This window comes from Streptomyces sp. NBC_01717, from assembly GCF_036248255.1.
GTDB lineage: Bacteria > Actinomycetota > Actinomycetes > Streptomycetales > Streptomycetaceae > Streptomyces.
Map to the genome: position 1 here is coordinate 6,576,724 of NZ_CP109178.1, position 12,183 is coordinate 6,588,906.

The following is a 12,183-nucleotide window of genomic DNA, read 5'->3' on the forward strand; positions in this document are numbered from 1 at the left end:
GAGCGGCCGTCAGGTCTTCTTGCGGAACTTGGAGACCGCGAGCGGCGCCGTCACCAGGGTGATGGCCGCGGCCCAGCCGAGCGTCAGCCACACCGAGTGCGCCACCGGACCGCCGAGCATCAGCCCACGCGCCGCGTCCGCGAGATTGGACAGCGGGTTGTAGTCCGTGAACGACCGGAGCCAGCCGGGCATCGTCGTCGGCGGCGCGAAGATCGAGGAACCGAACTGCAGGGGCATCATCACCAGGAACCCCATTCCCTGAACTGCCTGGGGCGTCTTCAGGGACAGCCCCAGCAGCATGAAGATCCACATGATGGCGACGCCGAACGCCGCCGAGAGACCGACGGCCGCGAGCAGACCGAACACCGAGGTCTTGAGCTGCATGCCGATCAGGAAGCCCATGCCCAGCAGGATCACCGTGGCGACCATCATCCGGCCGAGCTCGACCACGATCTTCGCGATGAGGACCGAGGAACGGGCGATCGGCATCGTCCGGAACCGGTCCATGACGCCCTTGCGGAAGTCGTCATTGACACCGGTGCCGACCGCCATGGCGATGTTCATGCCCATCATCGCCATCAGCCCGGGGATCACGTAGTTGATGTACGTCTGCCGGTCCCCGCCCAGGCTCGCGCCGACGGAGCCGCCGAAGACGTACACGAACAGCAGCGTGAAGACGACCGGCATCAGGAGCGCGTCGAACATCGACTCCGGGTCCTGCTTGATCTGGAGCAGATTGCGCCGCACCAGCGCGCCGATGTGCCGCAGATTGCTGCGCAGCCCGATCCGGCCCTCGTCGTGGAGGACCTTCGCCGGGGCGGAGCCGGTCGGAGCGTCGGGGGTCAGAGTCGCCGTGCTCATGCCGCGACCTCCTCGGGGATCGTGTCGGTCACGGACGGTGAGGTCTTCTCACCGGTGATGGCGAGGAACACCTCGTCCAGGCTGGGCAGCGCGGTGGCGATGTGCGCGATGGAGAGACCCCGGGCAGCGAACAGGCCGATGACAGCGGTCAGTTGGTCGTCGCTGAGGATCGGTACGTACAGCATTCCCTCGTCCGGGACGGCCTGCGAACCGGCGATCCCGTCGAGACCGGCCTCCGCGAGCGCCTGGACCATGGCGGGCAGCTGGGCCGGGTCCGTGGGCCGGATCTGCAGGGTGCGGCCGCCGACCTTCGCCTTGAGCTCGTCGACCGCGCCGTTGGCGATGATCCGGCCCTTGTCGATGACGGTGAGCTCCTTGGCGAGCTGCTCGGCCTCTTCCATGTACTGGGTGGTGAGCAGCACGGTCGCCCCCTCCGCGACCATCCGCTGCACCTCGTCCCAGACCTCGTTGCGGGTCCGGGGGTCGAGCCCCGTCGTCGGCTCGTCCAGGTACAGCACGGCCGGGCTGCCGATCATCGAGGCGGCCAGGTCGAGACGGCGCCGCATGCCGCCGGAGTAGTTCATCGCGGGCCGCTTGGCGGCTTCGGTGAGCGAGAACCGCTCCAGCAGCTCGTCGGCGCGGGTCCGCGCGGTCTTGCGGGGCAGATCGAGGAGGCGCCCGATCATGTAGAGGTTCTCCCAGCCGGAGAGCTTCTCGTCGACCGAGGCGTACTGGCCGGTCAGGCCGATGATGCGGCGCAGCTGCCGGGGCTGCTTCACCACGTCGTAGCCCGCGACGGTGGCGTGGCCGGCGTCCGGCACGACGAGGGTGGAGAGGCAGCGTACGAGGGTGGTCTTGCCGGCGCCGTTGGGGCCGAGCACACCGAGGACGGTGCCCTCGCGCACGTCGAGGTCCACGCCGTCCAGTGCCTTGGTCTCGCCGTAGTGCTTGACCAGCCCCCGCACCTCGACGGCGTTGCCGCCGGTCCTGGGGTTCTTGTCGATTCGCGTCATGCCCACCATGGGAACATCCGCCACCGACAGTCCACCGACATTCTGCCGACAGGGGGCCCGCGGTCGCACCTGCAGGCCACCGATAGGCGCCGACAGCCCGCCGATGGGGGAAGTCGGCGGGCTGTCGTGGTGCGGGCAGTGGTCAGTGATCCCCGGAGGGGACGGGCCCTAGTGGAAGGTGTGTTCCGGCGCCGGGAACGTGCCGCCGACGACCTCGTCCGCGAACTCCTTCGCCGCGTCGCCGAGGACCTTGCGCATGTTCGCGTACTGCTTGGTGAAGCGCGGCACCTTGCCGCCGGTCAGCCCGACCATGTCGGTGTAGACCAGCACCTGGGCGTCGGTGTCCGGACCGGCGCCGATGCCGACGGTCGGGATCTGCAGACTGCGGGTGATCTCGGCGGCCACCTCGGCCGGTACGAGCTCCAGGACGACGGCGAACGCCCCCGCGTCCTGTGCCGCCTTGGCGTCCCGGATCAGTCGGTGCGCCGCCTCGTCGCTGCGGCCCTGCACCCGGTAGCCCATGGTGTTCACGGACTGCGGGGTCAGCCCGAGGTGCGACATGACCGGGATGCCGGCCGACACCAGCAGGTCGGTCTGCGCGAGCGAACGCTCGCCGCCCTCCAGCTTCACCGCACCCACGCCGGCCTCCTTGACCAGCCGGGTGGCGTTGCGCAGGGCCTGGACGGGCCCTTCCTGGTACGCCCCGAAGGGCAGGTCGCCGACGATGAGGGCGCGCTTGGTGCCCCGTACGACCGCGGCGGAGAGGATGGCGATCTCGTCCATCGTGACGGGCACGGTGGTCTCGTAGCCGAGATGACAGTTGCCCATGGAGTCGCCGACGAGCATGACCGGGATGCCGGCCTCGTCGAAGACGGATGCGGTCATCGCGTCGTAGGCGGTCAGCATGGGCCACTTCTCGCCACGCTCGGTGGCGGCGGCGATGTCATGGACGGTGATGCGGCGGGTGCTCTTGCCTCCGTACAGCGCCTTGCTGCTGTCGGTGGGGGCCCCTGCGGGGGTTGCGGGCTGGTTCTGCGCAGCCTGAAGCGTCATTGCCAACGGCTCCTTCGTCATCTCGAGGCGCCCTGACGGCGTCCCCGGACCGGTTCCATGGTGGCATCCCGGGCCGTCCTCGGGAAGTGGGCCCTCTCGGCAAAGACTTTCCAATACGAGACGGTCTCGTATCGAAAAAGGGCTAGGCTCCCTGTCATGTCGATACCGTCCGGCCCTCCCGCGGCCGCGTCCCAAGTTCCCGAAGCGATCCACCGTCGCCGCTGGGCGATCCTCGTCGTTCTGATGTTCAGCCTGCTCATCGTGGTGCTGGACAACTCGATCCTGAACGTCGCGGTCAAGACCATCGCATCCCCGGCGCCCACCGGGCTCGGAGCCACCCAGAGCGAGCTGGAGTGGGCGATCAACTCCTACACGCTCGTCTTCGCCGGACTGCTCTTCACCGCCGGTCTCCTCGGCGACCGCATCGGACGCAAGAAGGTCCTGCTCTTCGGCATCCTGCTGTTCGGTATCGGCTCGGCCCTCGCCGCGATGTCCGGCTCGCCCGGCGAACTCATCACCTGGCGCGCCGTGATGGGCTTCGGCGCCGCGTTCGTGATGCCCGCCACCCTCGCCATCCTGATGAACGTCTTCGAGCGCGACGAGCAGCCCAAGGCGATCGGCATCTGGGCGGGCAGCGTCGGCCTGGCCATCGCCATCGGCCCGATCACCGGCGGACTGCTGCTCGAACACTTCTGGTGGGGCTCGATCTTCCTGGTCAACGTGCCCGTGGTGATCGTCGCGCTGATCGCGATGGTGGTGCTGGTGCCGGACTCCAGGGATCCGAAGCCGGGCCGGATCGACCCCCTCGGTGTCGTACTCTCCATCGTCGGCCTGGTCCTGCTGGTGTTCGGCATCATCCGCGGCGGCGAACTCGCCGACTTCGCCGACCCCGTCGTGCTTCTGTCGATCATCGGCGGCCTGGTCGTCCTGGCCGGCTTCGTCTGGCACGAGAAGCGCAGCAGTCACCCGGCCATCGATGTCTCGTACTTCAGGAACGGGGCGTTCTCCGCCGCTGTCGCCGCCGTGGCGCTGGTCTTCTTCGCGCTGATGGGGGTGACCTTCTTCTCCGCCTTCTACCTGCAGAGTGTGCGCGGCTACACCGCCCTGCAGTCCGGGCTGCTGATCGTGCCGCTGGCCGCCGCGCAGATGATCTTCGCGCCGCGCGCCCGGCTGGTCGTCCAGCGGTTCGGCGCCCGTGCGGTGTGTACGGCCGGGATGCTGCTGGTCGCGGCCGGACTGCTGGCCTTCACACTGTTCGACGCCGATACGCCCGTCTGGGTGCTGTGCGTGGTCTTCTTCGTCCAGGGCACCGGCATGGCGCACGTCATGCCGCCCGTCACCGTCGCCGTGATGCAGGCGCTGCCGCGCGAGAAGGCCGGCTCCGGCTCGGCCATCAACAACACCTTCCGGCAGGTCGGCGGGGCGCTCGGGATCGCCGTCCTGGGCTCGGTGCTGTCCACCGTCTACCGCGGTGACATCGAGGGCCACCTCGGTACGCTGCCGGCCCCGGCCAGGGACGCGGCGGGGGAGTCGATCGAAGCGACGCTCGGCATCGCCGACAAGCTCGGCCCGGCGGGCCGCCCGCTGGTCGCCGCGGCGAACGACGCGTTCCTCGGCGCCATGCACGTCACCGCCGTCGGTTCGGCCTCCGTCGCGCTGATCGGCGCGCTGGTGGTCGGCCTGTTCCTGCCGGGCAGGCCGCCCGCCGCCGAGCAGCCGTCCGGCGAGGGCGAGGGCGAGGGTGAGCGCACTGTGCCCGCGGGCGGACCGATGACGACCACGGCCGCCGACAGCTGAGAACGGCCGCCCCGGGCACCCAGGACACTCCCGGGTGCCCGGCGCGTCGAGCGGGACACCGCCCGCGTCGGCGAGAATCGGGGTGGGGGAGGCGGACGGGTGCGGCGAGAGGTGGAACCACGTGCAGATGCAGGACGAGGAGCTGGAGCCGCGGCGCGGCCGACCGCGCAGCGTGGCTGCCGAACGGGCCATCCTGGACGCCGTCGTCGAACTGCTGGAGGCCGGTGAACCGCTGGCCGGCCTGTCCATCGAGCGCATCGCCCGGACCGCGAAGGTCGGCAAGGCCACCATCTACCGGCGCTGGAGCGGCAAGGAAGAGCTCTTCGTCGACGTACTGCGCGACATCGAACCCCCGGAACCGACCGTCTCCGGCACCGCCGGGCTCACCGATCTGCGGCTGATGCTGGAGTCGCTGCGCAGACGCGGACTCGCCCAGCGCTCCTCGGTCTTCCTGCACAACGTCTTCGTGCAGATGAAGAGCCACCCCAAGCTGTGGACCGAGTACCACTCCACGGTGATCGAACCCCGCCGCGTCGCGATGCGGGCCGCCGTACAGCGGGCGGTCGACGCGGGGGAGCTCCGGGCGGACCTGGACGTGGAGCTGATGGACGATCTGTTCGTCGGCCCCATGCTGGTACGGACCATTCACCGGCCCGATGCGCCACTGCCGGAGGATCTCGCCGACCGCATCATCGGGGCTCTGGTGGAGGGCCTTGCGCCACGGCCCGCCGTTGTCCCCGAACCCGCACGGGCCCCCGCCACATCCGGTAAAAGCGCAGGCCACGGCTGACTCGCCCGGATCCGTCCGAGTGTGCGCGTTCTGTCACAAGGCCCCGCAGAGCCCTTCCGGCCGGAACCCGCCGGTCCACGTCCTTCGTCCTCGTGGCAGTACAGCCGTCGTCGACGGCAGGAAAGACATCGCTCATCCCCTAGGGTCAGGGGCGCGGCGATGTGCACGGCAAGGCAGTGAGGACAGCGCGATGGTGCAGGCGTACAGGGCGGACACCGAGAACGGCAGCGCGGAACCGCAGCGCACCGGATCCCGGTTCCAGGGCCTGCGCGACAGATGGACCGAGGGCAAGGGCATGTGGCGGCGCGGCATCGTCCTCGCCGTCTGCGCGGTCCTGCTGACCTTCGTGATGATCTTCCACGCGGAGATCCCGAACACCATCGGCAACCTGGGCAGCCTCTCCGAGACGTTCCTGCCGTGGTTCGGCCTGTTCATTCCCCTGCTGCTGGTCCTGGGGCTGGTGCGCCGCTCCGCGACCGCGCTGATCGCCCTGCTGCTGCCGGTCGTGGTCTGGCTCAACATCTTCGGCGGGCTGCTCACCGACAAGTCGGGCAGCGGTGGCGACCTCACCGTCGCCACCCACAACGTCAACGCGGACAACCCCGACCCGGCGGGCACCGCCCGGCAGGTCGCGGGCTCCGGCGCGGACGTGATCGCCCTGCAGGAGCTGCCGCCCGGCCAGGTTCCGGCGTACGAGTCGGCGCTCGCCGCCCGCTATCCGTACCACTCGGTCGAGGGGACGGTCGGCCTGTGGAGCAAGTACCCGATGAGCGGCACCAGGCCCGTCGACATCAGGATGGGCTGGACCCGGGCGATGCGTTCCACAGTGACGACACCCGAGGGCGAGGTCGCGGTCTATGTGGCCCACATGCCGTCCGTACGGGTCAAGCTGAACGCCGGATTCACCGCCAGTCAGCGGGACGACAGCGCGGACGCGCTCGGTGAGGCGATCGCCGACGAACAGCTCGACAGGGTGATCCTGCTCGGCGACCTCAACGGCACCATGAACGACCGCTCGCTGAACGCGGTCACCTCCCAGATGCGGTCCACCCAGGGCGCGGCAGGAGACGGCTTCGGCTTCAGCTGGCCGGCGGCGTTCCCGATGGCCCGGATCGACCAGATCATGGTCAAGGGCGTCGAGCCGATGTCGTCATGGACGCTTCCGGCGACGGACAGTGACCACCTGCCGATCGCCGCCCGCGTCGCACTCTGACGAAACGGTCCGTTCACCTCGTGGCACAAACCGTCTGAGAGTATTTGTTCCAATCGGGAACAAGGACCTGCCGGCGAGAGAGCCGGCGGGCCGGGATCCCCTGCGGAAAGGTCTCTCCTCATGCCACTGGCTCTTCTAGCGCTGGCCATAAGCGCCTTTGGCATCGGCACCACGGAGTTCGTGATGATGGGCCTGCTGCCCGAGGTCGCGGACGACCTGGGCACATCCGTGCCCACCGCGGGCTATCTCGTATCGGCGTACGCGCTCGGCGTCGTCCTCGGCGCCCCACTGCTCACCGCCGTCGGCTCCCGGGTCCCGCGCAAGCGGATGCTCCTGCTGCTGATGGCGCTGTTCACCCTCGGCAACCTCGCCTCCGCGTTCGCCCCCGGCTTCGGCTGGCTGGTCGCCGGCCGGTTCCTCGCCGGGCTGCCGCACGGCGCGTTCTTCGGCGTCGGCGCGGTCGTCGCCGCGCGGCTGGTCGGCGAGGGGCGGCAGGCGAGGGCCGTAGCGACGATGTTCCTCGGCCTCACCGTCGCCAACATCGTCGGTGTACCGGCGGCCACACTGCTCGGCCAGCACCTCGGCTGGCGCGCGACCTTCCTGGTCGTCGGCGTGATCGGGCTCTGCTCGATGGCCGCGCTCGCCCGGCTCGTTCCGCACATACCGGTCGACGCGCAGCAGGGCCTCGGCCGCGAACTGCGCGCCCTCGGCAACCGGCAGGTGCTGCTCGGCCTGCTCACGGCCGTCCTCGGCTTCGCCGGGGTCTTCGCCGTCTACTCGTACCTGTCGGCCATGACGACCGAGGCGATGGGCTTCGGCGAGTCCTCGGTGACGCTGGTGCTCGCGCTGTTCGGTATCGGCATGACACTCGGCGCACTCGCCGCCGGACCCCTGACGGACCGCGCGCTGCGGCCCACGCTGTACGGCTCCCTGACCGCACTTGCGGTGGTCCTGGTGGTCTTCCCGTTCGCCGTGCAGGTGAAGTGGGCGGCGCTGGTGATGGTCGTCCTGCTCGGCGGGGTCGGGTTCATGACCACGACGCCGCTGCAGATGCTCGTCATGAAGAAGGCGAAGGACGCCCCGACGCTGGCCTCCGCCTCCAACCACTCGGCGTTCAACCTCGCCAACGCGGGGGGCGCCTGGCTGGGCGGCGCGGCGATCGCGGCGGGCTGGGGCTGGACGTCCCCGGCGCTGGTGGGCGCGGTCCTGACGGTGGCGGGCCTGGCAGTGGCGGTCACCGCGGGCGTGCTGGACCGTGGCGGGCGGGGCGAGTCCCGGGTGGTGACGGGCGCCGGTACGCGGGGTGCGCGGGAAGGGAACCACGCGGACGTGGCCTGAGGGCGGCGCTCGGCCGGGATCAAGCCGTGGCCCCATGCCCTTCGGGGCAGGGGCTTGGGGACGAAACAGCTGCCGGGACGGCCCGGCTCTCATCGAAACCGGCCCGCCCCGCCCCGTTCACGCCGACTCGCGCCACCGATTCGTGATCGGCAGCCGCCGGTCCTTGCCGAACCCCTTGGCAGAGATCTTCGTACCCGGCGGGTACTGCCGCCGCTTGTACTCCGCCGTGTCCACCAGCCGCAGCGTCTTCGTCACCAGCGCCTCGTCGAACCCGGCTGCCACGATCGTGTCCAGCCCCAGGTCCCGGTCGACGTACATCTCCAGGATCCGGTCCAGTACGTCGTAGTCGGGCAGTGAGTCCGTGTCGACCTGGTCCGGCCGCAGCTCGGCGCTGGGCGGCTTGGTGATGGAGGCCTCCGGGATCGGCGGCGTCTGGCCGCGTTCCTCCGCGGCCCGGTTGCGCCACTTCGCCAGGCGGAAGATCGACGTCTTGTAGACGTCCTTGATCGGCCCGTACGCGCCCACGGAGTCCCCGTACAGCGTCGAGTAGCCGACCGCCAGCTCCGACTTGTTGCCCGGCGCCAGGACGATCTGGCCCTCCTGGTTGGAGACGGCCATCAGCATCGTGCCGCGCAGGCGTGACTGCAGGTTCTCCTCGGCCAGACCGGTGAGCCCCAACGACTCCATGTACGCGTCGAACATCGGCTCGATCGGCACGGTGCGGAAGTTCAGCCCGGTGCGCCGCGCCAGTTCCGCCGCGTCGCCCTTGGAGTGGTCCGAGGAGTACTTCGACGGCATCGAGATCCCGTACACGTTCTGCGCACCCAGCGCGTCGCACGCGATGGCGGCGACGAGCGCCGAGTCGATCCCGCCGGAGAGCCCGATCAGCACACTGCTGAAACCGTTCTTCGCGGCGTACGCGCGCAACCCCACGACGAGTGCCGAGTACAGCTCCTCGTCGTCGTCGAGCCGCTCCGCGTAGCCGCCGGTCAGCTCCGCCTCGTACGCCGGGACGGGCTTGTCGGAGAGGACCGTATGGTCGATCCGCAGACCGTCGTTGACCACCCCGGACGGCGCCTCGGGCGCGGCGGCCGGCAGGTCCAGGTCGAGAACGACGCTTCCCTCGGCGAACTGCGGGGCCCGGGCGATCACCTCGCCGTCCTTGTCGACGACGATCGAGTCGCCGTCGAAGACCAGCTCGTCCTGGCCGCCGATCATCGCCAGATAGGCGGTGGTGCAGCCGGCCTCCTGGGCCCGCTTGCGGACCAGGGCCAGCCGGGTGTCGTCCTTGTCCCGCTCGTACGGCGAGGCATTGATGGACAGCAGCAGCCCGGCCCCGGCGGCCCGGGCGGCCGGCACACGGCCGCCGTCCTGCCAGAGGTCCTCGCAGATCGCGAGCGCCACATCGACACCGTGGACCCGCACGACGGGCATCGAGTCGCCCGGCACGAAGTACCGGAACTCGTCGAAGACGCCGTAGTTGGGCAGGTGGTGCTTGGCGAAGCTCAGGGCGACCTGGCCGCGGTGCAGCACCGCGGCGGCGTTCTGCGGCGCCCCGGCGGGCTGGCCGTAGCGCGGCTGGGCCTTCTCGGAACGGTCGAGATATCCGACCACGACCGGCAGCTCTCCGAAGCCCTCCGCGTCGAGACGGGCGGCGAGCGCCCGCAGCGCGCCCCGCGACGCCTCGACGAAGGACGGCCGCAGGGCCAGGTCCTCGACGGGGTAACCGGTCAGCACCATCTCGGGGAACGCCACCAGGTGGGCGCCCTGTTCGGCGGAGTGCCGGGTCCAGTGGACGATCGCCTCGGCGTTGCCGGCGAGGTCACCGACGGTCGAGTCGATCTGGTTCAGTGCGAGGCGTAGTTGAGGCACGCGGCTCAGTCTAATCGTCTTTCTGACGCGATGTGCTGGCGGGCCGCTCCACCGCAGCCGTGGCCCGCCAGGGCCGGGTCAGCGGCGGTAGCCGAGTACCGTCATCATGTTCGCGTTCGAGTGGTAGACGTTGTGGCAGTGGAGCATCCACAGCCCCGGGTTGTCCGCGTCGAACTCCACGGCCACCGAGCTGTTGGGCAGGACGACCGCCGTGTCCTTGCGCGCCCCGGGAGCCCTGTCGAGCACCGAACGCGGTCCCGCAGATCCCGCGAGGGCGAACGTGTGCCCGTGCAGGTGGATCGGATGCCACATCTCCGTGATGTTGTAGAACTCCAGCCGGACCCGCTCGCCCGCCTTGACCGGATGGCGCCAGTCGGGGTCGTACTTCCTGTGGTCGAAGCCCCAGTCGAACGACCTCATGTTGCCGGTCAGCTTGATCCGGATCGTCCGGTCGGGCTCCCGGGCGGCCAGTGCCACGGACGTGTGTGCCTTCAGCTCGGAGGCCGACACCAGCTGCCCGTTCAGCTCCTTCGGCCATACGGAGGCTTTCGGCGCCGCGCCACCGCCGGTACGGAGCAGGGCCAGTGCCGACATGTTCCTCCCCTCGGCGACCGCCGTCAGCGGGAACACCCCGTCCCCGGCGGTGACCAGCACGTCGTACCGCTCGCCCATGCCCAGCAGCAGTGCGTCCGTCGTGGTGTGCCGGACCGGGAAGCCGTCCGCGTGCGTGATGGTCATCCGGTGGCCGCCGAGCGCGACGCGGAAGGGGGTGTCGCCGCCCGCGTTGATGATGCGCACCCGGATCCGGTCGCCGGGCTTCGCGGTGAATGTGGTCGGGTCCTTCGGGATGCGGCCGTTGATCAGGTAGTGCGGGTAGGCGACATCACTGGCTGCGCCGCGGAGCAGTTCGCTCCTGGCGCCCATCAGCACCCGTGAGGGACCGGACCCGGAACCGGGCTTGTCATCGGACCCGGAGGACCCGTGATCCATCCCCTCCATGTCGGCCATGCCGTGGGAGAGCTCTTTGAGCACCGCGTCCGGTGTGGAACCCTCCACCCCGTCGACCCAGTCGTCGAGCATGACGACCCACTCCTTGTCGTACGACAGGGGCTCCTTGGGGTCCTCGACGATCAGCGGGGCGTACAGGCCACGGTCCTGCTGCACGCCCACGTGCGGATGGAACCAGTACGTACCCGTCTGTCGCACCGCGAAGCGGTACGCGAACTCCGCGCCCGCCTTGACGCCCGGCTGTGTCAGGCCGGGAACGCCGTCCATGTCGTTGCGTACGTGGAGTCCGTGCCAGTGCAGGGTGGTCGGCGTCGGCAGGTGGTTGGCGAGAGTGACTGCCAGAGTGTCACCCGCGGTGATCCGGATCTCCTTGCCGGGCAGCCGGTCCCCGTACGCCCACGAGGGGACGGTGAGACCGCCGCCCAGATCGAGGCGGGCCGAAGTGGCGGTGAGGTGGAACTTCCGTACGGGACCGGAGCCCCGCTTGGCCTCGACGGCCGCGACCTCCTCGCCGTTGGGCGAAACGTACTCACCGTGGCTCTTCACCGGGGACGACGGCTTCCGGGTCATGTCGTCGTGGTTCATACCGCCGGGGTTCGCGACGGGCTTGTCCACGTCCTTGCCACTGGAGCAGGCGGCCAGGACTCCCGTTCCGGCCAGGGCGATTCCGGCGCCGAGCACGGCGCGTCGAGTGTGCTGAGTGCGCATGACTGGCTACACCTCATGGTGTCGTCGGGGTGCTGGGGAGGGATGCGGAGCGCGCCGCTCCTTATATCCGCAGCACCGACGACCTGCCGTGCGCAGTCATTGCGGGTGAGGAAGGGGGCCACAGGAAGCGCGACAGCGGCGCCCCGGCGGTCCGGAGGAGATGATCCGCTGGCCGCAGCGCCATCAGCCAGACGGCCAGCAGGGTGACACCCCAGGTGCCCAGCACCGCGACACAGACCCCTATGGGGGCCATGCCCTCGCCCGTCGTCGCGGGCAGGACGGAGGCGTGCCCGGGCGAAAGTTCAGCCGCAGAGCCTGCCCCGTGAACCCCGTGAGGCCCGCTGTCCATCGTCACCACGGCGTTCCGGCCGTGGTGTTCCGTCGGATGACCGACGGTATGCATGGTGAAAATCCCGAACAGCAGCGCAGCGAACAGCAACAACTGTCCGTACGTCGCACTCCACTTCGGGCCCATGTCGAGCACACTACCCCCGCCGGGTATACCCCGCACGGCGGCCCGACCCCCCGTC

The 12,183-nt window shown here is 69.8% G+C and carries 10 protein-coding genes; 4 read left to right on the forward strand and 6 right to left on the reverse strand.

Translation table 11 applies throughout. The features are described 5' to 3' along the window. Window positions 1–9 precede the first annotated feature (9 nt). The 3 genes from OHB49_RS29810 to panB all read right to left on the reverse strand — a co-directional run bounded on the left by OHB49_RS29810 (window position 10) and on the right by panB (window position 2,927). Window positions 10–861: an ABC transporter permease gene (locus OHB49_RS29810; RefSeq protein WP_030970607.1), complete on the reverse strand. Its 852-nt coding sequence runs from the start codon at window positions 859–861 to the stop codon at window positions 10–12. Then, window positions 858–1,883: an ATP-binding cassette domain-containing protein gene (locus OHB49_RS29815; protein ID WP_030970609.1), complete on the reverse strand. Its 1,026-nt coding sequence runs from the start codon at window positions 1,881–1,883 to the stop codon at window positions 858–860. Before OHB49_RS29815 ends, OHB49_RS29810 begins: the two co-directional genes overlap by 4 nt. 159 nt (window positions 1,884–2,042) lie before the next feature. Further along, on the reverse strand, window positions 2,043–2,927 hold the full coding sequence (gene panB / locus OHB49_RS29820) for a 3-methyl-2-oxobutanoate hydroxymethyltransferase (protein WP_329164065.1): 885 nt from the start codon (window positions 2,925–2,927) through the stop codon (window positions 2,043–2,045). A gap of 156 nt (window positions 2,928–3,083) precedes the next feature. On the opposite strand from panB, the gene OHB49_RS29825 reads away from it, so the two are divergent. From OHB49_RS29825 to OHB49_RS29840, 4 genes are all read left to right on the forward strand, one after another. Further along, window positions 3,084–4,724, forward strand: a complete 1,641-nt coding sequence (locus OHB49_RS29825) for a DHA2 family efflux MFS transporter permease subunit (RefSeq protein WP_329164066.1) — start codon at window positions 3,084–3,086, stop codon at window positions 4,722–4,724. Window positions 4,725–4,851: 127 nt separating this feature from the next. Next, complete coding sequence (locus tag OHB49_RS29830) at window positions 4,852–5,514, forward strand: TetR/AcrR family transcriptional regulator (RefSeq protein WP_052189474.1); 663 nt, start codon at window positions 4,852–4,854, stop codon at window positions 5,512–5,514. A gap of 295 nt (window positions 5,515–5,809) precedes the next feature. Continuing rightward, a complete protein-coding gene (locus OHB49_RS29835; RefSeq protein WP_443079676.1) occupies window positions 5,810–6,727 on the forward strand; it encodes an endonuclease/exonuclease/phosphatase family protein in 918 nt (305 codons plus the stop codon). 120 nt (window positions 6,728–6,847) lie between these two features. Further along, the gene (locus tag OHB49_RS29840) at window positions 6,848–8,065 is read left to right on the forward strand and encodes an MFS transporter (protein WP_329164068.1); all 1,218 of its coding nucleotides are present in this window, start codon (window positions 6,848–6,850) and stop codon (window positions 8,063–8,065) included. A gap of 117 nt (window positions 8,066–8,182) precedes the next feature. On the opposite strand, the gene OHB49_RS29845 is transcribed toward OHB49_RS29840, so the two are convergent. The 3 genes from OHB49_RS29845 to OHB49_RS29855 form a co-directional block, all read right to left on the reverse strand. Beyond that, window positions 8,183–9,937, reverse strand: a complete 1,755-nt coding sequence (locus OHB49_RS29845; protein WP_329164069.1) for an NAD+ synthase — start codon at window positions 9,935–9,937, stop codon at window positions 8,183–8,185. 78 nt (window positions 9,938–10,015) lie between these two features. Continuing rightward, window positions 10,016–11,653, reverse strand: a complete 1,638-nt coding sequence (locus tag OHB49_RS29850) for a multicopper oxidase family protein (RefSeq protein WP_329164070.1) — start codon at window positions 11,651–11,653, stop codon at window positions 10,016–10,018. 61 nt (window positions 11,654–11,714) lie between these two features. Further along, window positions 11,715–12,128: a hypothetical protein gene (locus tag OHB49_RS29855; protein WP_030970623.1), complete on the reverse strand. Its 414-nt coding sequence runs from the start codon at window positions 12,126–12,128 to the stop codon at window positions 11,715–11,717. Between the last annotated feature and the right edge of the window lie 55 nt (window positions 12,129–12,183).

Bases quoted from the DNA above. Each gene is read 5' to 3' on its own strand.
- OHB49_RS29850 (WP_329164070.1), bottom strand. From the start codon at position 11,653: ATGCGCACTCAGCACACTCGACGCGCCGTGCTCGGCGCCGGAATCGCC.
- OHB49_RS29810 (WP_030970607.1), bottom strand. From the start codon at position 861: ATGAGCACGGCGACTCTGACCCCCGACGCTCCGACCGGCTCCGCCCCG.
- OHB49_RS29835 (WP_443079676.1), top strand. From the start codon at position 5,810: ATGTGGCGGCGCGGCATCGTCCTCGCCGTCTGCGCGGTCCTGCTGACC.
- OHB49_RS29855 (WP_030970623.1), bottom strand. From the start codon at position 12,128: ATGGGCCCGAAGTGGAGTGCGACGTACGGACAGTTGTTGCTGTTCGCT.
- OHB49_RS29815 (WP_030970609.1), bottom strand. From the start codon at position 1,883: ATGGTGGGCATGACGCGAATCGACAAGAACCCCAGGACCGGCGGCAAC.
- panB (WP_329164065.1), bottom strand. From the start codon at position 2,927: ATGACGCTTCAGGCTGCGCAGAACCAGCCCGCAACCCCCGCAGGGGCC.
- OHB49_RS29825 (WP_329164066.1), top strand. From the start codon at position 3,084: ATGTCGATACCGTCCGGCCCTCCCGCGGCCGCGTCCCAAGTTCCCGAA.
- OHB49_RS29830 (WP_052189474.1), top strand. From the start codon at position 4,852: ATGCAGGACGAGGAGCTGGAGCCGCGGCGCGGCCGACCGCGCAGCGTG.
- OHB49_RS29840 (WP_329164068.1), top strand. From the start codon at position 6,848: ATGCCACTGGCTCTTCTAGCGCTGGCCATAAGCGCCTTTGGCATCGGC.